This is a genomic window from Phenylobacterium sp., assembly GCF_046290725.1.
Taxonomy (GTDB): Bacteria; Pseudomonadota; Alphaproteobacteria; order Caulobacterales; family Caulobacteraceae; genus Phenylobacterium.
In genome coordinates this window covers 155,862-175,283 of the sequence record NZ_JBKBUH010000001.1, presented here as the reverse complement: position 1 = coordinate 175,283, position 19,422 = coordinate 155,862, and the positions used below count along the sequence as shown (strand labels likewise).

Sequence of the window (19,422 nt, the reverse complement as noted above, 5' to 3'; positions counted from 1 at the left end):
TCACGGCGTCTCCTTCAACGGCCAGACTTCGACGACGCCGTGCGCCACCGCGCAGGGCACGTGTGAAACCTTATCGATCGCTTCGGCCAGGTCGGCGGCCTCCAGGATGGCGAAGCCGGCGATCGGCAAGGCCGACGACATGAACGGCCCATCACGGGTTTCCCTGCCGCGGGCCTCCGGATTGCGGACCTGCACCGGCGCGCCGGCGATCGCGATCACCGCGCCTTCGGACCGCAGCTTCGCGTCCTGGGCATGGGCGGCGTCCCTGATGGAGCGGGGCGTGCGGTCGTAGTCGGCCGGATCGCCATATCCGATCGTGATGAACTTGGGCATGGGTTCGTCTCCCTTAAGCGGCCGAGACGGCGTCCTCGCGCCTCGGCCCATGAACGCGTCGTGCGACGCTGGCTCGCCCCTCAGGCTCGGTATTGCGGTTCGTAGTACAGGATCACCGCGCCGGTCTTCAGCGGCGTGGTCTTGGTCAGCTTCATGCCCAGGGCGCCATCGAACGGCTTGAACATCGGCGTTCCCCCGCCGAGCACCACGGGCGCGATGCAGATGCGGTATTCGTCGACCAGTTCGTGCCGCAGCAGGGCCGCCACGAGCTCGGCGCTGCCGAACACATAGATGTCCTTGCCCGGCCGCCGCTTGAGCTCCGCCACCGCGCCGGGCAGCTCGCCCTCCAGGCGGCGGCTGTTGTTCCAGTCGGCTTTGTCGAGCGTCTTGGAGACCACCACCTTCTCCACGCCGTTCATGAAGTCGGCGATCGGCCCGGTCTCCTTCGACCAATAGGCGGCCATGCCCTCATAGGTCACGCGGCCGAACAGGAGGGCGCCGACTTCCTCGGCTTGCGCCTGGCTGAACGCGCTGAGTTCGTCGCCCCAGGCCGTGTCGTGGAAGGCCAGGTCCCACTTCTCGGCGCCTTCGAACGAACCGTCGAGGGTCATCAGATTCCAAACGACGAGCTTTCTCATGTTCCTCGCTCCAGAATGATTGCAATTCGCAATCACTCTTGTGGCATGTCTGATTGCAAATTAAAACTGGTTTTTCGCATGGAACCGGCGGAGCGCGGCAGGGCTTTGGTTTCCAACACCCACAGCCTAGATTTCCTCCCATGAGCGTCGCCTTCACCCGCGAGGAAGACTACGAAGCCCAGGCCGCCGACCTGCCGGATCGGCCGATCTCGCCGCACGCCAATCTGGTGACGGCCAGCGGCCTGGCGGCCATCGAGGCGGAGCTGGCGGCTGCACGCGCGGCCTATTCCGCGGCCCAGGCTAAGGGAGGGGTCAGCGCCGACCGCACGGCCATGGCGCGGGCGACGCGGGATCTGCGCTATTGGAGCGCCCGGCGGGCCAGCGCCCAGCTTACCGAGCCCGATCCGGCCTTGGAGGCCGTGCAGTTCGGGCTGACGGTGGAGATCGAACGCGAGGACGGCCGCCGCCAGAGCTTCCGCATCGTCGGCGAGGACGAGGCCGACCCGGCCAAGGGCAGCATCTCCTATGTCGCCCCGCTCGCACGGGCGACGATGGGCAAGGGGGTCGGCGATACGGCGATGGTCAACGGGGCCGAGGTGGAGATCGTCGCCGTCCGTTGACGTCTAGGCTCGTTCCGCCGATCGCAGGCGTTGGGCCAAGGCGAGCACGGCCATGCCGAAGGCGAGGGAAAGCAGGGAGCCGGCGAACACGCCGAGCCGGACGCCGGCCTGGCCGGTTGCGTCGTCGGCGTCGAAGGCGAGGCCGCCGATGAAGAGGCTCAAGGTGAAGCCGACGCCGCTGAGCAGCGCGACCCCGTAGAGCTCCAGCCACTTGGCGCCTGTCGGGCGTCGGCCGAGCTTCAGGCCGATGGCCAGCGCCGTGGCGCCGAACACGCCCGCCTGCTTGCCTAAGAACAGGCCAAGGGCCACGCCCATGGGCACGGGGGCGGCGAGGGCCGAGAGCGAGAGGCCGGCGAGCGAGAAGCCGGAGGCCGAGAAGGCGAACAGCGGCAGAATCAGGAAGGCGACATAGGGGTGGATGCTGCGCATGAAGTGGCGCAGGGGGCTTTCCTCGCCCGGCCGGCGCGGATCGATGGGCACGGTCATGGCGGCGACCGCGCCGACGATGGAGGGCGTCACGCCGCTCTCGAGAGTGAAGGCCCAGGCCAGGACGAAACACACCGCATAGAAGAGGAAGGGGGCGTTCTTCCAGCGGCCGAGCAGGGCCATCAGGCCGAGCGCCGCGGCCGCCCCGCCGAGGGCCACGAAATGCACGTCCTCGGTATAGAGCATGGCGATCAGCCCCACCGCCGCCAGGTCGCTGGCGATGGCGAGGGTCAGCAGGAAGGCCCGCAGGGCGTGAGGCAGGCGCGGGCCGGCTATGGTCAGGGCCGCCAGGGCGAAGGCGATGTCGGTGGCCGTGGGCGTCGGCCATCCCTGCGGCGCACCGCCGGCCCCCTGGTTGATCAGGAGATAAAGCCCGGCCGGTGCGATCATGCCGCCGAGCGCCGCCAGGACCGGCAGGGCGATCCGCCGCGGATTGGCGAGTTCGCCGCGTAGGACCTCAGACTTCAGCTCCAGCCCGACCACGAAGAAGAACACGCTCATCAGCCCGTCCTTCACCCAGACGAGCAGGCTGTGGGTCTGGCGGAAGGCGGCGACCTGGACCGTGATCTCCTGGTTCACGAACGTGAAGTAGCGCTCCGCCAGCGGCGAGTTGGCCAGCACCAGGCCGGCCAGGGCCGCGAGCGCCAGGATCAGGCCCGAGGCGGTCTCGGTCTTCAGGAAATCGAGGGTGCTGCGCCGCGCCATCGTCCCTGCGGTAGCACGGCCGTGGCCAGGCCGACAGGCGTTCTCGACGCCGCTGGCGCTTGCTCCCCGGCCGGTGGCGGGCCATCTGCGACGGATGCCCGTCTCCGCCGCCTATCGCCCCGACCCGCGCGTCCAGGACCTTGGCCCGGATTTCTTCGATCCGGTTGAGCCGGCGGATTTCCCACAGGCGATCCTGCGCTTCCGAAACGACCGCGCGGCGGCGACGGTCGGCCTGGAGCCCCTGACCGACGCGGAGTGGATCGACCATTTCGGCCGGTTCGAGCCCTTGCCGGGCAACCTGCCTCGGCCCTTGGCCATGCGCTATCACGGCCACCAGTTCCGGGTTTACAACCCCGAGCTCGGGGACGGGCGCGGCTTCACCTTCGCCCAACTGCGCGAGGGGGGATCCGACCGGCTGCTGGAACTCGGGACCAAGGGCTCGGGCCAGACGCCCTGGTCGCGTCAGGGCGACGGGCGGCTCACCCTGAAAGGCGGCGTGCGCGAGGTGTTGGCCACCGCCATGCTGGAGGCCCTGGGCGTTCCGACCTCGCGCTCATTTTCGCTCATCGAGACCGGCGAGGCGCTGATGCGGGGGGACGAGCCCAGCCCAACGCGTTCATCCGTGCTGGTGCGGCTGTCGCACAGCCACATCCGCTTTGGGACCTTCCAGCGGCAGGCCTTCTTCGACAAGGCAGACCGCATCGAAGCCCTCATCGACCACGTCGTCGCCCATTACTATCCGGAGCTCGCCGGCGCCGCCGATCGCGCCGGCGCGCTGCTTTCGGCGGTGACCGCCCGAGCCGCGCGGCTGACGGCGTCCTGGATGGCTGCAGGCTTCGTCCACGGCGTACTCAACACCGACAACATGAACATCACGGGCGAGAGCTTCGACTATGGCCCGTACCGGTTCCTGCCGCGCAACGACCCCAACTTCGTGGCCGCCTATTTCGACTCCGCCGGGCTCTATTCCTTCGGCCGCCAGCCGGAGGCGGTGTTCTGGAACCTGCAGCAGCTGGGCGGCTGCCTGACCCTGGTGGCGGAGCGCGAGCCTCTGATCGAAGCGCTGAACACCTTCGGCCCCGCCTATCGCGAGGCGCTCGCCGCCGCCATGGCGCGCCGTCTGGGGGTGAAGGGCCGAGGCGCCGAGGCCGACGCCGATCTCGCCAACGCCGCTTTCCGGGCGCTAGCGGCTGGCGGCGAGCGGCTGCGGTGGGAGCCGTTCTTCTTTGATTGGTTCGGAGGTGATCCGGCCCGTGCGCTCGCGGGGCCGCGCGGCGACCTCTATGAGGGCGAAGGCTTCGCGGATTTCCGTCGGATGCTGGCGGACTTCGAGCCCGACCGGCCGGAGCGGCTGCAGGCGGCCTATTTCCAGGCGCCGGAGCCCCAGGAGCTGCTCTATGACGAGATCGAGGCGATCTGGGCCGACATCGCCGAGCGCGACGAGTGGACGGCTTTCGAGGCTAAACTGTCCGCCATCGAGGCGGCGCGGGCGGCGTATGGGTTCTAGGCCGCCGCGACGGCAGGCTTCGGTCGCGAGGCGATCTGGGCCAGGACCACGCCGGCCAGGGCCGCGGCGGCGCCTGCCGCCTGCAACGGCCCCAGCGCTTCGTAGAACAGAAGCCAGCCAAGCAAGGCGGCCACCACCGGCTGGATCACGACCACGACCGAAGCCGTGGCCGCAGGCAGCCGCCCCAACGCCCAGGCGATGGAGCCCTGGCCGACGATGTGCATGACGCCGAGCGCCGCGCAGGCCGCCCAGCCGGCGGCGCTGGCCGGCAGGATGGACTCCCCCATCGCGAGCGCTGCGACCAACAGCAGGGGGATCCCGGTGAGGGTGGACCAGAACATGATCCGTGTGGCGCCGGCGTTTCGCCGGGCGGCGCTCACCGCCACGAAGTAGAGCGCGTACCAAAGCGCCGTGGACAGCGCCAGGGCGTCGCCCAACGGCGGGTTCGAGCCGGGCGCTCCTGGCGGCCGGCCGAATGCGATCAGGGCCGCCCCGCCCACCGCCAGAGCCAGGGCGGCGATAAAACGCGGGCCGACCTTCTGCTTCAGGAAAATCCAGGCCAGGGCCGTCACCACCACGGGACTCAGGTTGCAGAGGACGGTCGCGTTCGCCACCGAGGTCATCTCGATGGAGTAGTGCCAGAAGCCGAGGTCGAGGGCGAAGGCGACGCCGGCGAGCAAGGCGGCCTTCGGCGCGGCGCCGACGCCGCCGTCGGTCCTCTGCGCCATCAGGGCCAGAAGCGGAAGCGCCAGCAGCAGCCGCCAGAAGCCGGCGGCCGCCGGGCCCGCTTCGGCCAGGCGGACCAGGATCGGGGCTGTCCCGATCACGCAGGCGCCGAACACCAGCACGGCGAGCGCCGCGCCTCGACCCTGCGTCGCCTCACTCAAAGCCCATCTCCTTCCGCAGCTGCGCAGGCGTGACGCCGGCGGCGCGCAGCTCCGCCAGGGTCTCGGAACGGTCGCGCTTGGCGAACCGCCGCCCGTCGGGCCCGGTGAGCAGCCGGTGATGGCGATAGACCGGCGTCGGCAGGCCGAGCAAGGCCTGCAGCAGGCGCTGGACGTGGGTGGCCTCGAACAGGTCCTGGCCGCGGATCACGTGGGTGATCCCCTGCAAGGCGTCGTCGACGACCACCGCCAGGTGATAGGCGACCCCCACGTCCTTGCGGGCCAGCACGATGTCGCCCGCCAGTTGGGGGCGGGCGGCCATGACGCCGCGTCGGCCGTCGGGACCTTCGCCCTCCTCCAGGAAGACGAGGCTTCCGAACCCGCCCAGAGCCCGTTCGGCCGCCTCGAGCGACAGGCGCCATGCGAACGGCTCCCCGGCCGCCAGCCGGCGCGCTTCCTCCTGCGGAGAATGGGGCTCCCCACGAAAGGCCGGGCCAGGCCCGTGCGGCGCGCTGGCGGCGCTCTCGGCGATCTCCTTGCGGGTGCGGAAGCAGCGGTAGGCGAGGCCGCGGCCGCGCAAGGTTTCGAGCGCCGCCTCGTAATCGGCCATGTGCTCGGACTGGCGGCGGACGGGCGTTTCCCAGGAAAGGCCGAGCCAGGCTAGGTCCTCGTAGATCCCCGTCTCGAACTCCGGCCGGCAGCGGGTGAAGTCGATGTCCTCGATCCGCAACAGGAATCGTCCGCCGGCGCCTTGCGCAGCGCGATGGGCGGTGAGCGCCGAGAAGGCGTGCCCCCGGTGCAGGCGGCCGGTGGGGGAGGGGGCGAAGCGGGTGACCAAGCTCACCCGGAAAGCTCTAGCCGCGGCGGCTGAGCGCGAAAACGCCCAAGTGCTCGAACACGCCGCGCAGGAAGGCGTCCTCGCCGCCCAGCGCATCCTTCAGCGGTTGGAACTGCTTGAAGGCGACCATTTCGGCCAGTCCATGGGCGGCGGCCCAGGCGGCGGTGGTGGCGAGCTCCAGGTCGACATCGTCGAGCGGATCGACGCCGGCCTCCACCAGGGTGTTGCGCACCTGGCAGTAGGCGCTGTCCTCGTCCTGGTGCACGTGCTCGGGCAGGCCCTCCTTGTCCCGCGAGGCGTCGTACATCACCCGATAGAGGGCCGGGTTGTCGCGGGCGAAGCGCACATAGGCCACCCCCAGGGAGGCGAGCTTGCCGGAGAGAGAGCTCTCGGCCGTGCGCGCCGCCGTCATCTTCTCGTTCAACAGCTCCCAGCCTTCCGCGGCCACAGCGTCGAGCAGTTCGCTCTTGTCCTTGAAGTGGTGATAGGGCGCGGCCGGGCTGACGCCGGCCTCCCGGGCCACGGCGCGCAGCGAAAGGGCGGTGGGACCTTCGGACTCCAGCAGGCGGCGCGCGGCGTCGATCAGGGCGCGACGAAGATCGCCGTGATGGTAAGGGCGCGGACCGGCGGCTGCAGTTTCTCTCATCGCGGGCACTCTAAAACTGAATCTGGACGCCGTAAAGATCATCTTGACGCCGCTAAGATCGCTGCTATCTTAGCGTCGTTCAAATAACAAACGTCCCCCGCTCCCCCGGGGGTTCCAACTGAAAGGTGTGTGTCATGTCTCTCGCGCGTATCGCCAATTTCGAACGCTTCTTCGACCGGGTGGCGCCTGCGGTGCTGCTGGCTCTGGGCCTCGGCGTCGCAGTGGCGACGGCCTCGCTCGGGATCTGATCCCGGCGCGTTTCGAAACGATCCTAGGGGGCCTTCCGGCCCCCTTTTTCGTGCCCGACCCCGGATATGCGATTCTGCATATCGTACATTGTAAAATGTAAACTGTACGGCGTTTAGATGTGTGCTATCTAAGCATTGTCCAGATGGACGGCGCCGGCGGCCCGCCGGTGAAACCCGAGATGCAAAGGAAGCACGCCATGTATGCTCTCACCCGGATCGGCCGCCTCTTCGACGTGGTCATCTCCGTCGCCTTCGTCGGCATTAGCCTGACCCTGGCCGGCGCCACGGCCGCTTTCGGCGCATGAGGACGGCGCCGCCTCCGCGGGGCCCGGCTTCCTGCGAGCGGAGTCGGGTTCCCGGTCATGGAGGTGTCGCGGAATCTCGCCTATAATTCCTTCATTGCGCGAATCGTCCTGCGGGAGGGTTCGCGGGCCGTCAGTCGCGAAAGGGGGCTTGTCTTCAGTCTCTACGCGTACCCCATAGGCGCCCTCCGGCGCACCGAGAGGCCCGGCCATGCAGGTGCTTAGCCGCCCGCCCTCCGGCTGGCCCGCCCTCGTGCTGAACGCCGATTTCCGGCCGCTCAGCTACTACCCCCTGTCGATCTGGCCGTGGCAGGAGGTGATCAAGGCGGTCTTCCTCGACCGCGTCGATGTTGTCTCCACCTACGACCACGAGGTCCGCTCGCCTTCGTTCGCCATGCGGCTTCCCAGCGTCGTCTCGCTGAAGCAGTACGTGGCCCAGGACCGTCCCCCGGCCTTCACCCGCTTCAACCTCTTCCTGCGCGACGCCTTCACCTGCCAGTACTGCCGCAGCGGCGAAGACCTGACCTTCGACCATGTGGTGCCGCGGTCGCGGGGCGGGCGCACGACCTGGGAGAACATCGTCACCGCCTGCGCCCGCTGCAACCTGACCAAGGGCGGGCGCACCCCGGCCGAGGCCCATATGCATCCCTTCCACCGGCCTCGCCGGCCCACGGCCTATGAGCTGCAGGAGCGGGGACGCCGATTCCCCCCCAACCACCTGCACGAAAGCTGGCTGGACTACCTCTACTGGGACATCGAGTTGGAGGCCTGAGGCGGCTCTTCAGAGCTTGAGCGCGTTCGGACCGCAAACCCGGGGTCCACTTTTGTGGAACGCGCTTCAGTCTGCGCCGGTCACCTTGCGGGTCAGTTCGCCGGTATAGCCCTGGATCAGCAGTTCGACCGTCTCGCCGCGTTCCTCGGCCTCGAAGGCCAGCGTCTTGGCGAGCTCGATGCCCGCCGAGCGGCTGATGTCGCGCTCGATCGGCTGGCCGTCGCGGAACACGGTCCAGGCTCCGTCCTTCTGGGTCACCGCATATTGCACCATGGCGGCCCTTCCTCCTGACGGCCCAGCATGGCCCGGCCGTCGCGGCTTGCCAAGCCGGGCGGAACCTCCTCCCGGCGCGTCGGTTCGGGACAGCGAGGAGCAAGCCGATGACCGATCCCCGACACACCCGCACCAACGCCGCCGATTCCGCCCCTGGCGTGGACGATGGCCGCGCCGGCGTGAACCCGCCGCCCGTCAATTCCAAGCCCGGCGCGCGCCGGCCGGTCTTCTGGATACTAGGCGCAAGCCTGGTGGTGCTGGCAGTGATCTTCCTGGCGAGGCCGCAGGAGAGCGCGACCGACGACGCCATGATCGCGACGGGCGCGACCCGCGGCGAGGTGGTCGCCAGCGACATGCCCGGCGCAAGCCAGCCGGAGCCGGCCCCGGCCCAGCCCTAGGCCTGGGGTTCGCGCCACATGGCGTAGAGCTTCGGCGAGCCTGGCCGAGGCTCGATCTCGGCGGTGACCTCGAAGCCGTGGCGTCGGTAGAGCGGCACGTTGGCGATGTTGGAGGACTCCAGATAGGCTGGCCGGCCCTCCGCATCGAGGCGTCTCAGGCTGGCCGCCAGAAGCCGTGATCCGACGCCTAGGCCCTGGGCTTCCGGCCGCACGCCGATGAACCACAGATAGGCGTGAGGGCGATCCTTCGGATGGTGCGCCTCCATGGCCCTGCGGGTGGCGGCCATGCGGCCGATCCGCAAGAATCCCGTGGCCGCCAACAGGGTGGGCAGGGCCCGCATCTCCTGCAGGAAGGGTGTGGGCCCCAGGCTCTCCGAGGGCAGCCAGACGGCCGCGGCGCCGCCTGCAGCCGGTCGTACGATCTCCCCATCCGCGAAGGCGCTGGCCATCAGCAGGTGGAAGAGGCGCAGCCGGCCCGCGTCTCGCTGCGCATCGGCGCGTAGGAACCAATTCATGACCGGATCGGTGGCGAACGCCGCCGACAGGTCCTGGGCCACGGCCCCCAAGTCGCTTCGGCCAGCGCGCTCCGGCGCCTCGGCGCTGCGCTTCAGGGCTTCGGCGGCTTCAGGGGTCAAAGCTTTTCGCTGATCTTGATGGCGGCCCGGCAGCCGGCCCGGATCGCCGCCGACAGCACGGCGTAGCCCGGCGCCTCGCGGGCGCCTTCGTCCACCGCCTTGTCGCGATGGGCCAGCTCCTCCTCCCGGAACTGGGCCAGCTCGGCCGCCAGTTCCGGCTCGCGCTCGAGGATCTCGGCCACCTGGCTGGCGTAGTGTTGCTCGATCACGCTCTCCACCGCCTCGGTGCAGGCGTGCGCGGCCTTCTCGCCCATCAGGGCCGTGCCGGCGCCGAGAGCGAAGCCGGCGACCCGCCAGAAGGGGGCCAGCGCCGTGGGCCGCACGCCGCGCTCGACCAGCAGCTTGTCGAACCGCGCCAGGTGCTCGGCCTCGTGGCCTTCCATCTCGGCCAGCTGCCCGGCGATGCGCTCGCGGCCCGACGCCTTGTCCAGCACGGCGCGCTGACCGCGATAGATGTGGACGGCGCCCAGCTCGCCCGCGTGGTCGACGCGCAGGATCTCGGCCAGCCGCGCCTGCAGGGCGCCGGCGCCCGGCCGGGGCGGAAGGGGCTTGCCGCTCATCGTCTCGTCCACTCCAGCCTCAGCGCCATCAGGCTGAGCCCCGCAAGCGCCAGCGAGATCAGGGCGTTCCATCCGGCCATCGACAGGCCCAGGAACACCCACGGCGCTTCGTCGCAGGCCGGCGGGCGGATCTGGGCGCCCTGTAGGAGGGCGGTCATGTCCTGCACGCTCACCCGCCCGCCGACATTGGCGCAGGCGGTGGGGCCCGGCCACCACTTCCACTCCGCGCCGGCATGATAGACCGCGACGCCGATTCCGACCACGAAGATCGCCGCCAGGAGCCCGGTGGAGAGAATCCGCCAACCCCGCCAGGGCGAGAGCCGGACGATCAGGAAGCCGGCGGCCGCCACGGCCGCGGCGGCCCAATAGACTTCCCGCTGGCGCAGGCACAGCGCGCAGGGGGCGAAGCCGCCAAAGGTCTGGAAGCCGTGCGCGATGGCCAGCATGCCCAATGAGGCGAGGAGCGCGGTCAGCCGCCAGCGTTCGAGGAAGGGCCGGAACAATGTCATCGGCGCAGATAGAACCCCAAACAGGGCTTCACATGAAGACCTTCAGCACCAGGAACCCGCCGACCGCCAGAATCAGCAGGATGACCGTGTATAGGTTCAGCCGCCGCTCGAACTCCTGCAGCATGGTCGGACCGAGATACTTCAGCACCGTAGCGACGGCGAAGAACCTGGCGCCGCGCGACGCCGCCGCGGCCCAGATGAAGGTCACGATGTCGAACTGCGCCATGCCCGAGGCGATCGTAATGAGCTTGAAGGGTATGGGCGTGAAGCCGGCGACCAGCACGAAGGCGATGCCGAAACGATCGAACAGGGCGTCGAACTCCGCCTTGCCCTCGGGATGGCCGAAGACCTCCAACAGCCGCACCCCCAGCGGCTCCAGGAAGAAGCCGATGCCGTAGCCGAACAGGCCGCCCACGACCGAAGCCAGGGTGCAGAGGCCGGCATAGAGGAAGGCCCGGTTCGGCCGCGCCAGCACCATGGGGGCCAGCATCACGTCCGGCGGGATCGGGAAGAACGAGCTCTCCGCAAAGGAGATCGCTGCCAGGGAGGCGGGCGCGTGACGCGAGCCGGCCAGGCCCATCACCCAGTCGTAGGTCTTGCGAAACATGGCGATCCGAAGCGGGAGTTCGCGCGTTGCTAGCAAGAGATCGGGGGCTTGTCTCGCGCCCTCGCATCGGGCATCTAGTTTCAACTGATACTATCTCTCGAGGGAGAGCGCCCATGAACGTCCAGACGAAGACTCCCGCCCGCGGCGACCTGTTCGACAATCCGCTCGGCACCGACGGTTTCGAGTTCGTGGAGTTCACCTCGCCGGAGCCGGAACGGCTGGCCGGCCTGTTCGAGCAGATGGGCTTCACCGCGGTGGCGAAGCACCGTTCGAAGAACGTGCTGCGCTTCCGCCAGGGCGACATCAACTTCATCCTGAACATGGAGCCGTCCGGCCAGGCCGCGGAGTTCCGCAAGGTTCACGGCCCCAGCGCCAACGCCATGGCCTTCCGGGTGAAGGACGCGGCCAAGGCCTTGAAGCTGGCCGTCGAGCGCGGGGCCACGCCGGTGCAGGGGCCGGTCGGGCCGATGGAGCTGAACATCCCCGCCATCGAGGGGATCGGCGGCTCGAACCTTTACCTGGTCGACCGCTACGGCGCCCAGGAGATCTACGACGTCGACTTCGTCCCGATCGAGGGGGCGGAGGCGAAGATGGCGGCGAACTCCAAAGGCCTGACCTATCTCGACCACCTGACCCACAACGTGTTCCGCGGCAACATGGCCAAGTGGGCCGACTTCTACGAGCGCATCTTCAACTTCCGGGAGATCCGCTATTTCGACATCGAGGGCGCTCAGACGGGCCTGTTCTCCAAGGCCATGACCAGCCCCTGCGGCAAGATCCGCATCCCGCTGAACGAGAGCCAAGACGACCACTCGCAGATCGAGGAGTTCCTGAAGGACTATCACGGCGAGGGCATCCAGCACGTGGCGCTGGGCACCGACGACATCTACGAATCTGTCGAGCGGATGCGTGAGGCCGGCGTGGTGTTCCAGGACACCATCGACACCTATTTCGACGGCATCGACGCCCGGGTGCCGGGCCATGGCGAGAACCTGAACCGGCTGCGCGCCAACAAAATCCTGATCGACGGGGCGCCGACCGAGGGCCAGGGCCTGCTGCTGCAGATCTTCACCGAGAACATGATCGGCCCGATCTTCTTCGAGCTGATTCAGCGCAAGGGCAACGAAGGATTCGGCGAGGGCAACTTCAAGGCCCTGTTCGAGTCGATCGAGCTCGACCAAATTCGCAGAGGAGTCCTGCCCGCGAAGGAGGGGTGATGCGCGTCCTCGCAGCCGCTGTTGTTGGAGTTCTGTTGATGATGTCGGCGACGGCGGCTTCCGCCCAGCCCAGGTGGGCCATTGTGGTGCACGGCGGGGCCGGCGTGATCGAGCGCAAGGACCTGAGCCCCGAGCAGGAGGCCGCCTATCGCCAGGCCATGACCCGCGTCACTGAGGCCGGAGCCCAGGTGCTGGAACGGGGCGGATCGGCGCTCGACGCCATCCAGACGACCATCGAACTGCTCGAGGACGACCCGCTGTTCAACGCTGGCCGCGGCGCAGTCTTCACCGCCGAGGGGCGCAACGAGCACGACGCCTCGATCATGGACGGCAAGACCCTCGCCGCCGGGGCGGTGGCGGGGGTCTCGACGATCCGGCATCCCATCGCCCTGGCCCGGGCGGTGATGGAGCACTCGCCGCACGTCATGCTGATCGGTTCCGGGGCGGAAGGCTTCGCCAAGGCCAGGGGCGTCGAACAGGTCGATCCCAGCTACTTCTTCACCGAGCGGCGGTGGCGCAGCCTCGAGAACTTCGCCAAGGCCAACAACCTGCCGGTCCCCGCCAAGCCCAAGGTCGCCGGCGCGCCGGACGCGGCCCAAGGCCTCGCCCATGACGAGGGCAAGCACGGCACGGTGGGCGTGGTGGCGCTGGACTCCCAAGGCAATGTGGCGGCCGGCACCTCCACGGGCGGCACGACCGGCAAGCGCTGGGGCCGGGTAGGGGATTCCCCGATCATCGGCGCCGGCACCTTCGCTTCCAACGCCTCCTGCGCCGTCTCGGCCACCGGCACGGGCGAGTACTTCATCCGCCTGACCGTGGCCCGCGAGGTCTGCGCTCTGGTCGAGCACAAGGGCCTGAGCCTGCAGGCCGCGGCCGACGAAGTGGTGCAGAAGAAGCTGACCGCCCTGGGCGGCGACGGCGGGATCATCGCCGTGGCCCCCGATGGCCAGATCGCCTGGAGCTTCAACACCTCCGGCATGTACCGGGCCCGCGCCGCCGCAGGTCAGCCGGTGATCGTGGGCATCTACAAGGACGATCCGTGATGGCTTCCCGCAACTGGATTCCGGTCCGCGCCGCCCAGGGCGCCCACTCCCGCCAGGCCCATGCGGACATGCCGGAGGGCACCTACGAGCGGGAGATCTCCAAGGAGGGCTTCTTCGGCCCGGCCGCCTTCATCCACCATCCGCGGCCGCCGACCGGCTGGACGAGCTTCGAAGGGCCGCTCCGGCCCCGCGCCTTCGACCTGGCGCGGCTGAACGAAGCGCCCGGTTCGCCCTGGGCTGCCCCGGTGATCCTGCACAACGCCGCCTGCGAGATGCGGTTCTGGAAGCTGGCCGCGCCCATGCCGGCGCTGGCCCGCAACGCCGACGGCGACCAGCTGCTGTTCGTGCACCAGGGCGAGGGCGACCTCTTATGCGACTACGGCCACATCGCCTATGAGGCCGGCGACTACCTCTACCTGCCGCGCGGAACCATGTGGCGCCTCGCGCCCGCCTCGCCGACGGCGATCCTGACCATCCAGGCGACCAACAGCCATTTCACCCTGCCCGACAAGGGCATGCTGGGCGGCCACGCCATCTTCGACCCGGCCATGCTCGACACCCCTGAGATCGACGAGGCGTTCAAGGCCCATCAGGCGCAGGACGGCGAGACCCGCGTCGAGATCAAGAAGCGCGGCCAGGTCTCGGTGGTCACCTACCCCTACAATCCGCTGGATGCGGTTGGCTGGCACGGGGAGCTCGCCCCGGTGCGGTTGAACGTGCGCCACATCCGGCCGATCGTCAGCCACCGCTACCACCTGCCGCCCAGCGTCCACACGACCTTCCTGGCGGACCGGTTCGTGGTCTGCACCTTCGCCCCGCGGCCGTTCGAGACCGATCCGGGCGCACTGAAGGTGCCGTTCTTCCACAACAACGACGACTATGACGAAGTGCTGTTCTACCACGCCGGCGACTTCTTCAGCCGTGACCATATCGAGGCCGGGATGATGACCTTCCATCCGTCCGGCTTCACCCACGGGCCGCACCCCAAGGCGCTGAAGAACATGCTGCAGCAGCCCAAGACGGCCACCGACGAGTATGCGGTGATGATCGATACGCGCGATCCCCTGGAGGTGGGCGAGGCCGCCGCTTCGGTGGAGAACGTGGCCTATGTGGATAGCTGGAAGTCGCCGGCCTGATGGCCGGGGCCGAGCTTCAGGCCGATCTCGCCAACGCCGCGCAGGAGGAGCTGGAGCGGGCGGTTACGCTCAGCCGCAAAGACATGGCCGAGTGCACGCCCTGGGGCGACACCTATGAAGGCTATACGCCGGCCGGCCGCGAGGTCTGCTTCGAGCGCAACTATCTGTGGGCGGCCGAGCCGGGCGGCGACATCTGCGTCGAGGTCGTGGTCTATTTGCCGGAACACTATGAAACGGGCGTGCGGCTGACCCGCACGATCCCGCGGGAGGATTCTGAATGAAGCTCGCCTCGCTCAAGGGCGGCCGCGACGGCCGGCTGGTGGTGGTCTCCAACGACCTGGCCTGGTTCGCCGACGCCGGCGCCATCGCGCCCACCCTGCAGGCGGCGCTGGACGACTGGACGCGGGTCGAGCCGCTGCTGCGGGGCTTGGCCGAGAGCCTTGAGCACGGCGCGGTGCCGCGCGAACGCTTCCACGAGCACGACGCGGCCAGCCCCCTGCCGCGCGCCTATCAGTGGGCCGACGGCTCGGCCTATGTGAACCACGTCGCCCTGGTGCGAAAGGCGCGCGCCGCCGACATGCCCGAGAGCTTCTGGACCGACCCGCTGATGTACCAGGGCGGTTCCGACGGGTTCCTCGCCCCGCGCGACCCCATTCCGCTGAAGGACGAGGCCTGGGGCTGCGACATGGAGGCCGAGGTGGCGGTGGTGACAGGCGACGTGCCGATGGGCGCGACCCGGGAGGAGGCGCTGGACGCCATCCGTCTGGTGATGCTGGTCAACGACGTCTCACTGCGCAATCTGATCCCCGCGGAGCTCGCCAAGAACTTCGGCTTCTTCCAGTCGAAGCCCGCCTCGGCCTTCTCGCCCGTGGCGGTGACGCCCGACGCCCTGGGCGAGGCCTGGAAGGACGGCAAGCTCTCCGGCGCCCTGGAGGTCGAGCTGAACGGCAAGCCGCTGGGCCGCGCCGACGCCGGGGTGGACATGACCTTCGACTTCGGGACGCTGATCGCCCATGCGGCCAAGACCCGGGCGCTCGGCGCCGGCTCCATCGTCGGCTCCGGCACCGTCTCGAATCGCGGCCCGGACGGCGGCCCAGGAAAACCGGTCGACCAGGGCGGAGTGGGTTACTCCTGCCTCGCCGAGTTGCGCACCGTGGAAACGCTCGCCCACGGGGCGGCCAGCACGCCGTTCCTGAAGCACGGCGACGTGGTGCGGATTGAAATGCGCGACGGGCGCCGACACACCGTCTTCGGAGCCATCGAGCAGGAGGTCCGGCCGGCATGAGCGCGTCCAGCCCGCTTCATGAGGACGCCGCCGGCGGCGAGCTGAAGCTGGACGCCTATCTGCCCTATCGTCTTTCGGTCGCCTCCAACGCCGTCAGCCGCCTGATCGCGCGCGCCTATGAGGACCGCTTCGGCCTGACCATTCCGCAGTGGCGGCTGATCTGCGTGCTGGCGGAGGACGGGCCGATGACCCAGGGCGGCATCGTGGCGCGCACGGTGATGGACAAGGTGACGGTCAGCCGCGCCGCCCAGGGTCTGGCCCAACGCCGCCTCGTCGCCCGGTCGGATCATCACGCCGACGGCCGGTCGCACGTCCTGACCCTGACGACCGAGGGCGCGCGCCTGCATGCGGAGATCTCGCCCCTGGCGCTCGCCTACGAAGCGGCCCTAATCGCCGGCCTGTCGCCCGAGGAAGTGGCCCTGCTCAAGCGCCTGCTCGTGCGCCTGCAGGGCGCGGCCGACGCCCTGACCGGAACCTCGCCGGCCTGAAGGCTCAGTGGGCCAGGGCGGACTTGGCCAGGCCCCAGCGGTGGGAGCCTTCGCCGAAGCGCAGATGGAAGCCGTAGGTTGCGCGCCGGGCCTCGTCGCGCCAGGCCCGCTCGAAGGACTGGATCACCGCGGCCTGGAAATCTTCCGGAATCTCCTGGGCGCCCAGGCCGGCCTCGCGGGCCACATTGGCGATGACGTCTCGGCGATGAGCCTCGCCGCCGAACATCAGCAAAGTCTCTCGAATCCGCTCGGCCAACTGATCCGAATTCGGCCGGCCCGCCGTTTTCCGGCGCCGGCGCTGCGTAAGCGTCTGGTCCATTCTGAACCCCTCCCGATACCGAGAAGGGTAGAAAACACCGATTTATCGCTTGGTAAACAGCCTAGCCTAATTCAGCTTAAGGTTTAACCGCCGCCCAGCGCCACGGCCGTGCGATAGACGACGAAGGCGGCGAGATAGGCCAGCGAGACCATGTAGGCGAACATCACCGAGGGCCAGAACCAGCTGTTGGTCTCCCGCTTGACCACGCCCAACGTGGGCGCGCACTGCGGGGCGAATACGTACCAGGCCAGGAAGGCCAGGCCCGTGGCCAGCGACCAGTGGCCGGCCAGGGTGGAGGCCAGCGTGCCGATGTTCTCCTCGGGGTTTCCGACCGCATAGACGGTGCCGAGCGTCGCCACAGCCACCTCGCGCGCCGCCATGCCGGGCACCAGCGCGATGGACATCTGCCAGTTGAAGCCGATGGGGGCCAGGATCGGCTGGATCGCGTGGCCGATCATGCCGGCGAAGGAATAGTCGATGGCCGGTCCTTGGGCGCCCTCCGGCGGATAGGGGAAGGTGGAGAGGAACCAGATCAGCACCATCAGCGGCAGGATGATGCGCCCCGCCCGGCTGATGAAGATCTGCGCCCGCAGCAGGAGGTTGCGGATCACGTTCATCGGGTCGGGCAGCTTGTAGGTGGGCAGCTCCATCAGGAACGGCTCCACCGCCGTGCGCCAGAACACCTTGCGGATCACGAAAGAGACGGCGAGCGCGCTGACGATTCCGGTGGCGTAGAGGCCGAACATGACCAGCCCCTGCAGATTGAAGATCCCGCCCACCGTCTCGTTCGGGATGAAGGCGGAGATGATCAGGGTGTAGACCGGGATTCGCGCCGAGCAGGTCATCAGCGGCGCCACCAGGATGGTCGTCAGCCGGTCGCGCTTGGAGTCGATCACCCGGGTGGCCATGATCCCCGGGATCGCGCAGGCGAAGGAGGACAGCAGCGGGATGAAGGCCCGCCCGTGCAGGCCGGCCCCGCCCATGATCCGGTCCATCAGGAAGGCCGCCCGGGCCATGTAGCCGAAGTCTTCCAGCAGGATGATGAAGAGGAACAGGATCAGGATCTGCGGCAGGAAGACCAGCACGCTGCCGACGCCGGCGATCAGGCCGTCGGCGATCAGGCTGCGCAGGAGTTCGCTTTGGATATGGGCGCCGGCCAACTCGCCCAGGGCGGCGAAACCCGCGTCGATGCCGTCCACGGCCGGCGTCGCCCAGGCGAACACCGCCTGGAACATCAGGAACAGCAGGGCAAGCAGGATGGCGAGGCCCGCTGCGGGGTGCAGCAGCACCGAATCCACGCGGCCCGTCCAGGTATCGGGCCGTTCGGGCGGGCGCACATAGGTCCGCACCAGGCGCTGGGCCTCGGCGTGGGCCTGGCGGATCTCGGCGGCGCTCGGTTCGCGCCAGGTGTTCTCGCTGGCCAGGGCGCCGGCCGCGATCAGGGCGTCGACCTGGCCGACCAGGTCCTCGATCCCGCGCTTGCGGGTGGCCACGGTGGTGACGATCGGCGCGCCGATCTCCCGCGACAGCCCCTCCAGGTCGATCCGCAGGCCCTGGCGCTGGGCGATGTCGTACATGTTGAGCGCCAGCACCATCGGCCGGCCCACCTGCTTCAGCTCCAGCGCCAGCCGCAGCACCAGCCGCAGGTTGGTGGCGTCGGCCACGCAGACCACCACGTCGGGCGGGACCTCGCCGGCCAGCCGGCCCAGCACCGCGTCGCGAGTGACCGCCTCGTCCGGGCTGCGGGCGCGCAGGGAATAGGTGCCGGGCAGGTCCAGTACGTGGATGGTGCGGCCGGCGGGGGAGCGGACCAGACCCTCCTTCCGCTCCACCGTCACGCCGGCGTAGTTGGCCACTTTCTGGCGCGCGCCGGTGAGCGCGTTGAAGAGGGCGGTCTTGCCGGAATTGGGATTGCCGACCAGGGCGACTGTGGCCGGCGCAAGCGCCTCGCTCATGCCGCGGCCGGGGGATCCAGCAGTACGAACACGTCTTCGGCGTCCCGCCGCCGCAGGGCCACGCGCATGTCGTCCAGGCGCACGGCGATGGGATCGTGCCGGATCAGGCCTTCGTGAAGCACTTCCAGCCGCGCGCCTTCGACGAAGCCGAGCTCCAGCAGCCGGCGCTGCAGTTCCTCGGCGCCCAGGCCGCCGACCATGCCCCGCGCGCCCCGGACCTCGACGATCACGCCCCGGTCGCCGATGGAGGCGTCGCTCAGCCGCACCAGCACGCCCTGGGCCGCCTGCGCGGCCGCGGCCAGATCGAAGGACAGATCGTTCATCCGGGTTCCTTACACGCCCCTTTTGCGAACGATTATCACCTGCTGAAGTCGCCGTCGAGGTGCATGTGGCGCGCGCCCTTGCGACCAATGGGCTCGCCGCGCTTTCGGCGGCCGTCCGGCGCTATGCGGTGGTGCCCCCTCCCGGAGTCGAACCGGGACGCCTTTCGGCGCACGATTTTGAGTCGTGTGCGTCTACCAATTCCGCCAAGAGGGCAGCGGGGGCCTTTTAGCCGCAGTCGGCGGACCGCGCCATAGGCGACCTAGAGGCGGACGAGCTCGCTTTCGGCGACGCCGCCCTGCTCGATCTTCACGCCCAGGAACCGCATGGTCCCGCCGATGAAGCTCAAATCGGCGAGGGCGAGGTTCGGATCGCGCTTCAGGAGGCTGGCGTCGCCCAGGGTGAGGCGAAGGGTCAGGTCGTCCGGCGTCGCGCCGTCGGCCGTGGCCAGTTCGATCTGGGTTCGAAATCTCAGGGCTGGCGAGACCCGGCGGCCGGGGGTGAGGGAAGGTTTCACGTCAGAGCGTAGAAGCCGGTCTCGCCGGCGACGCGTACCTGGCAGGGCCGGCCGGCGTCCTGCATCTCCCGAGCCCGGCGATTGGCGGCGGCCTTCGAGACTTCGCGGTCCCTGGACTGCCCGAACAGTTCGCCGTCCAACTCGACGGCCCAGGCGCCCTCGTGTCGCAGGACGGTCAAC

Annotated in this window: 26 protein-coding genes and 1 tRNA gene; 10 read left to right on the top strand and 17 right to left on the bottom strand. The window is 69.1% G+C overall.

The window, feature by feature from the left end; genetic code table 11:
• Positions 1–333, bottom strand: a complete 333-nt coding sequence (locus ACK41C_RS00930; protein WP_409649260.1) for a YciI family protein — start codon at positions 331–333, stop codon at positions 1–3.
• 80 nt (positions 334–413) lie between these two features.
• Entirely contained in the window at positions 414–971 is a 558-nt protein-coding gene (locus ACK41C_RS00925; RefSeq protein ID WP_409649258.1) for a dihydrofolate reductase family protein, read from the bottom strand.
• A 140-nt stretch (positions 972–1,111) separates the two neighbouring features.
• On the opposite strand from ACK41C_RS00925, the gene greA reads away from it, so the two are divergent.
• Complete coding sequence (greA, locus tag ACK41C_RS00920) at positions 1,112–1,591, top strand: transcription elongation factor GreA (protein ID WP_409649255.1); 480 nt, start codon at positions 1,112–1,114, stop codon at positions 1,589–1,591.
• Between the two features lie 3 nt (positions 1,592–1,594).
• Here greA and nhaA read toward each other — a convergent pair whose 3' ends face one another.
• The gene (gene nhaA, locus ACK41C_RS00915; protein WP_409649252.1) at positions 1,595–2,782 is read right to left on the bottom strand and encodes a Na+/H+ antiporter NhaA; all 1,188 of its coding nucleotides are present in this window, start codon (positions 2,780–2,782) and stop codon (positions 1,595–1,597) included.
• A gap of 94 nt (positions 2,783–2,876) precedes the next feature.
• On the opposite strand from nhaA, the gene ACK41C_RS00910 reads away from it, so the two are divergent.
• On the top strand, positions 2,877–4,289 hold the full coding sequence (locus ACK41C_RS00910; protein ID WP_409653849.1) for a protein adenylyltransferase SelO: 1,413 nt from the start codon (positions 2,877–2,879) through the stop codon (positions 4,287–4,289).
• On the opposite strand, the gene ACK41C_RS00905 is transcribed toward ACK41C_RS00910, so the two are convergent.
• The 3 genes from ACK41C_RS00905 to ACK41C_RS00895 are packed head-to-tail and all read right to left on the bottom strand — an operon-like array spanning position 4,286 to position 6,657.
• Positions 4,286–5,176, bottom strand: a complete 891-nt coding sequence (locus ACK41C_RS00905) for a DMT family transporter (protein ID WP_409649249.1) — start codon at positions 5,174–5,176, stop codon at positions 4,286–4,288. The genes ACK41C_RS00910 and ACK41C_RS00905 overlap by 4 nt on opposite strands.
• Positions 5,169–6,017, bottom strand: a complete 849-nt coding sequence (gluQRS, locus tag ACK41C_RS00900; protein WP_409649246.1) for a tRNA glutamyl-Q(34) synthetase GluQRS — start codon at positions 6,015–6,017, stop codon at positions 5,169–5,171. The genes ACK41C_RS00905 and gluQRS overlap by 8 nt, the downstream gene beginning before the upstream one ends.
• Positions 6,018–6,027: 10 nt before the next feature.
• Positions 6,028–6,657 carry a TetR/AcrR family transcriptional regulator gene (locus ACK41C_RS00895; protein ID WP_409649243.1) on the bottom strand — a complete coding sequence of 210 codons (630 nt, stop codon included), beginning with the start codon at positions 6,655–6,657 and terminating at the stop codon, positions 6,028–6,030.
• Positions 6,658–7,418: 761 nt separating this feature from the next.
• On the opposite strand from ACK41C_RS00895, the gene ACK41C_RS00890 reads away from it, so the two are divergent.
• Positions 7,419–7,979: an HNH endonuclease gene (locus ACK41C_RS00890; protein WP_409649240.1), complete on the top strand. Its 561-nt coding sequence runs from the start codon at positions 7,419–7,421 to the stop codon at positions 7,977–7,979.
• A 66-nt stretch (positions 7,980–8,045) separates the two neighbouring features.
• Here the strand turns inward: ACK41C_RS00890 and ACK41C_RS00885 are convergent, their stop codons facing one another.
• A complete protein-coding gene (locus tag ACK41C_RS00885; RefSeq protein WP_409649238.1) occupies positions 8,046–8,252 on the bottom strand; it encodes a hypothetical protein in 207 nt (68 codons plus the stop codon).
• A gap of 107 nt (positions 8,253–8,359) precedes the next feature.
• Between ACK41C_RS00885 and ACK41C_RS00880 the strand changes: the two genes are divergently transcribed.
• On the top strand, positions 8,360–8,650 hold the full coding sequence (locus ACK41C_RS00880; protein ID WP_409649235.1) for a hypothetical protein: 291 nt from the start codon (positions 8,360–8,362) through the stop codon (positions 8,648–8,650).
• Here the strand turns inward: ACK41C_RS00880 and ACK41C_RS00875 are convergent.
• From ACK41C_RS00875 to ACK41C_RS00860, 4 genes are read right to left on the bottom strand one after another with little or no spacing between them, the layout of a single operon-like run.
• Positions 8,647–9,285, bottom strand: a complete 639-nt coding sequence (locus ACK41C_RS00875) for a GNAT family N-acetyltransferase (protein WP_409649232.1) — start codon at positions 9,283–9,285, stop codon at positions 8,647–8,649. The two genes, ACK41C_RS00880 and ACK41C_RS00875, sit on opposite strands and share 4 nt — an antisense overlap.
• Entirely contained in the window at positions 9,282–9,845 is a 564-nt protein-coding gene (locus ACK41C_RS00870) for a demethoxyubiquinone hydroxylase family protein (protein ID WP_409649229.1), read from the bottom strand. Before ACK41C_RS00870 ends, ACK41C_RS00875 begins: the two co-directional genes overlap by 4 nt.
• Positions 9,842–10,354, bottom strand: coding sequence for a disulfide bond formation protein B (locus tag ACK41C_RS00865; protein ID WP_409649226.1), 513 nt, complete (start codon positions 10,352–10,354; stop codon positions 9,842–9,844). The genes ACK41C_RS00870 and ACK41C_RS00865 overlap by 4 nt, the downstream gene beginning before the upstream one ends.
• Positions 10,355–10,382: 28 nt before the next feature.
• On the bottom strand, positions 10,383–10,961 hold the full coding sequence (locus ACK41C_RS00860) for a YqaA family protein (protein WP_409649223.1): 579 nt from the start codon (positions 10,959–10,961) through the stop codon (positions 10,383–10,385).
• A gap of 113 nt (positions 10,962–11,074) precedes the next feature.
• On the opposite strand from ACK41C_RS00860, the gene hppD reads away from it, so the two are divergent.
• From hppD to ACK41C_RS00830, 6 genes are read left to right on the top strand one after another with little or no spacing between them, the layout of a single operon-like run.
• Positions 11,075–12,178 carry a 4-hydroxyphenylpyruvate dioxygenase gene (gene hppD, locus ACK41C_RS00855; RefSeq protein ID WP_409649220.1) on the top strand — a complete coding sequence of 368 codons (1,104 nt, stop codon included), beginning with the start codon at positions 11,075–11,077 and terminating at the stop codon, positions 12,176–12,178.
• A 38-nt stretch (positions 12,179–12,216) separates the two neighbouring features.
• Positions 12,217–13,221: an isoaspartyl peptidase/L-asparaginase family protein gene (locus tag ACK41C_RS00850; protein ID WP_409649217.1), complete on the top strand. Its 1,005-nt coding sequence runs from the start codon at positions 12,217–12,219 to the stop codon at positions 13,219–13,221.
• A complete protein-coding gene (locus ACK41C_RS00845; RefSeq protein WP_409649214.1) occupies positions 13,221–14,357 on the top strand; it encodes a homogentisate 1,2-dioxygenase in 1,137 nt (378 codons plus the stop codon). The genes ACK41C_RS00850 and ACK41C_RS00845 overlap by 1 nt, the downstream gene beginning before the upstream one ends.
• Positions 14,357–14,638, top strand: a complete 282-nt coding sequence (locus tag ACK41C_RS00840; RefSeq protein WP_409649211.1) for a hypothetical protein — start codon at positions 14,357–14,359, stop codon at positions 14,636–14,638. Before ACK41C_RS00845 ends, ACK41C_RS00840 begins: the two co-directional genes overlap by 1 nt.
• Positions 14,635–15,642 carry a fumarylacetoacetate hydrolase family protein gene (locus ACK41C_RS00835; protein ID WP_409649209.1) on the top strand — a complete coding sequence of 336 codons (1,008 nt, stop codon included), beginning with the start codon at positions 14,635–14,637 and terminating at the stop codon, positions 15,640–15,642. Before ACK41C_RS00840 ends, ACK41C_RS00835 begins: the two co-directional genes overlap by 4 nt.
• Positions 15,639–16,130 (top strand): MarR family winged helix-turn-helix transcriptional regulator, encoded by a 492-nt coding sequence (locus ACK41C_RS00830; protein WP_409649206.1) that lies wholly within the window; start codon positions 15,639–15,641, stop codon positions 16,128–16,130. The genes ACK41C_RS00835 and ACK41C_RS00830 overlap by 4 nt, the downstream gene beginning before the upstream one ends.
• 4 nt (positions 16,131–16,134) lie before the next feature.
• On the opposite strand, the gene ACK41C_RS00825 is transcribed toward ACK41C_RS00830, so the two are convergent.
• From ACK41C_RS00825 to ACK41C_RS00800, 6 genes are all read right to left on the bottom strand, one after another.
• The gene (locus ACK41C_RS00825) at positions 16,135–16,449 is read right to left on the bottom strand and encodes a hypothetical protein (RefSeq protein ID WP_409649203.1); all 315 of its coding nucleotides are present in this window, start codon (positions 16,447–16,449) and stop codon (positions 16,135–16,137) included.
• Positions 16,450–16,532: 83 nt separating this feature from the next.
• The gene (locus ACK41C_RS00820; protein WP_409649201.1) at positions 16,533–18,404 is read right to left on the bottom strand and encodes a ferrous iron transporter B; all 1,872 of its coding nucleotides are present in this window, start codon (positions 18,402–18,404) and stop codon (positions 16,533–16,535) included.
• Positions 18,401–18,727, bottom strand: coding sequence for a ferrous iron transport protein A (locus ACK41C_RS00815; RefSeq protein WP_409649198.1), 327 nt, complete (start codon positions 18,725–18,727; stop codon positions 18,401–18,403). Before ACK41C_RS00815 ends, ACK41C_RS00820 begins: the two co-directional genes overlap by 4 nt.
• A gap of 129 nt (positions 18,728–18,856) precedes the next feature.
• Positions 18,857–18,941 (bottom strand) — tRNA-Leu (locus ACK41C_RS00810).
• A 46-nt stretch (positions 18,942–18,987) separates the two neighbouring features.
• On the bottom strand, positions 18,988–19,242 hold the full coding sequence (locus tag ACK41C_RS00805; RefSeq protein ID WP_409649195.1) for a hypothetical protein: 255 nt from the start codon (positions 19,240–19,242) through the stop codon (positions 18,988–18,990).
• Complete coding sequence (locus ACK41C_RS00800; RefSeq protein ID WP_409649192.1) at positions 19,239–19,421, bottom strand: hypothetical protein; 183 nt, start codon at positions 19,419–19,421, stop codon at positions 19,239–19,241. Before ACK41C_RS00800 ends, ACK41C_RS00805 begins: the two co-directional genes overlap by 4 nt.
• Position 19,422: the final 1 nt, after the last annotated feature.

Excerpts from the sequence above, each read along its gene's own strand:
- ACK41C_RS00930 (WP_409649260.1), bottom strand. The coding sequence starts at position 333 with ATGCCCAAGTTCATCACGATCGGATATGGCGATCCGGCCGACTACGAC.
- ACK41C_RS00925 (WP_409649258.1), bottom strand. The coding sequence starts at position 971 with ATGAGAAAGCTCGTCGTTTGGAATCTGATGACCCTCGACGGTTCGTTC.
- greA (WP_409649255.1), top strand. The coding sequence starts at position 1,112 with ATGAGCGTCGCCTTCACCCGCGAGGAAGACTACGAAGCCCAGGCCGCC.
- nhaA (WP_409649252.1), bottom strand. The coding sequence starts at position 2,782 with ATGGCGCGGCGCAGCACCCTCGATTTCCTGAAGACCGAGACCGCCTCG.
- ACK41C_RS00910 (WP_409653849.1), top strand. The coding sequence starts at position 2,877 with ATGCCCGTCTCCGCCGCCTATCGCCCCGACCCGCGCGTCCAGGACCTT.
- ACK41C_RS00895 (WP_409649243.1), bottom strand. The coding sequence starts at position 6,657 with ATGAGAGAAACTGCAGCCGCCGGTCCGCGCCCTTACCATCACGGCGAT.
- ACK41C_RS00890 (WP_409649240.1), top strand. The coding sequence starts at position 7,419 with ATGCAGGTGCTTAGCCGCCCGCCCTCCGGCTGGCCCGCCCTCGTGCTG.
- ACK41C_RS00885 (WP_409649238.1), bottom strand. The coding sequence starts at position 8,252 with ATGGTGCAATATGCGGTGACCCAGAAGGACGGAGCCTGGACCGTGTTC.
- ACK41C_RS00880 (WP_409649235.1), top strand. The coding sequence starts at position 8,360 with ATGACCGATCCCCGACACACCCGCACCAACGCCGCCGATTCCGCCCCT.
- ACK41C_RS00870 (WP_409649229.1), bottom strand. The coding sequence starts at position 9,845 with ATGAGCGGCAAGCCCCTTCCGCCCCGGCCGGGCGCCGGCGCCCTGCAG.
- ACK41C_RS00865 (WP_409649226.1), bottom strand. The coding sequence starts at position 10,354 with ATGACATTGTTCCGGCCCTTCCTCGAACGCTGGCGGCTGACCGCGCTC.
- ACK41C_RS00860 (WP_409649223.1), bottom strand. The coding sequence starts at position 10,961 with ATGTTTCGCAAGACCTACGACTGGGTGATGGGCCTGGCCGGCTCGCGT.
- hppD (WP_409649220.1), top strand. The coding sequence starts at position 11,075 with ATGAACGTCCAGACGAAGACTCCCGCCCGCGGCGACCTGTTCGACAAT.
- ACK41C_RS00850 (WP_409649217.1), top strand. The coding sequence starts at position 12,217 with ATGATGTCGGCGACGGCGGCTTCCGCCCAGCCCAGGTGGGCCATTGTG.
- ACK41C_RS00845 (WP_409649214.1), top strand. The coding sequence starts at position 13,221 with ATGGCTTCCCGCAACTGGATTCCGGTCCGCGCCGCCCAGGGCGCCCAC.
- ACK41C_RS00840 (WP_409649211.1), top strand. The coding sequence starts at position 14,357 with ATGGCCGGGGCCGAGCTTCAGGCCGATCTCGCCAACGCCGCGCAGGAG.
- ACK41C_RS00835 (WP_409649209.1), top strand. The coding sequence starts at position 14,635 with ATGAAGCTCGCCTCGCTCAAGGGCGGCCGCGACGGCCGGCTGGTGGTG.
- ACK41C_RS00830 (WP_409649206.1), top strand. The coding sequence starts at position 15,639 with ATGAGCGCGTCCAGCCCGCTTCATGAGGACGCCGCCGGCGGCGAGCTG.
- ACK41C_RS00825 (WP_409649203.1), bottom strand. The coding sequence starts at position 16,449 with ATGGACCAGACGCTTACGCAGCGCCGGCGCCGGAAAACGGCGGGCCGG.
- ACK41C_RS00820 (WP_409649201.1), bottom strand. The coding sequence starts at position 18,404 with ATGAGCGAGGCGCTTGCGCCGGCCACAGTCGCCCTGGTCGGCAATCCC.
- ACK41C_RS00815 (WP_409649198.1), bottom strand. The coding sequence starts at position 18,727 with ATGAACGATCTGTCCTTCGATCTGGCCGCGGCCGCGCAGGCGGCCCAG.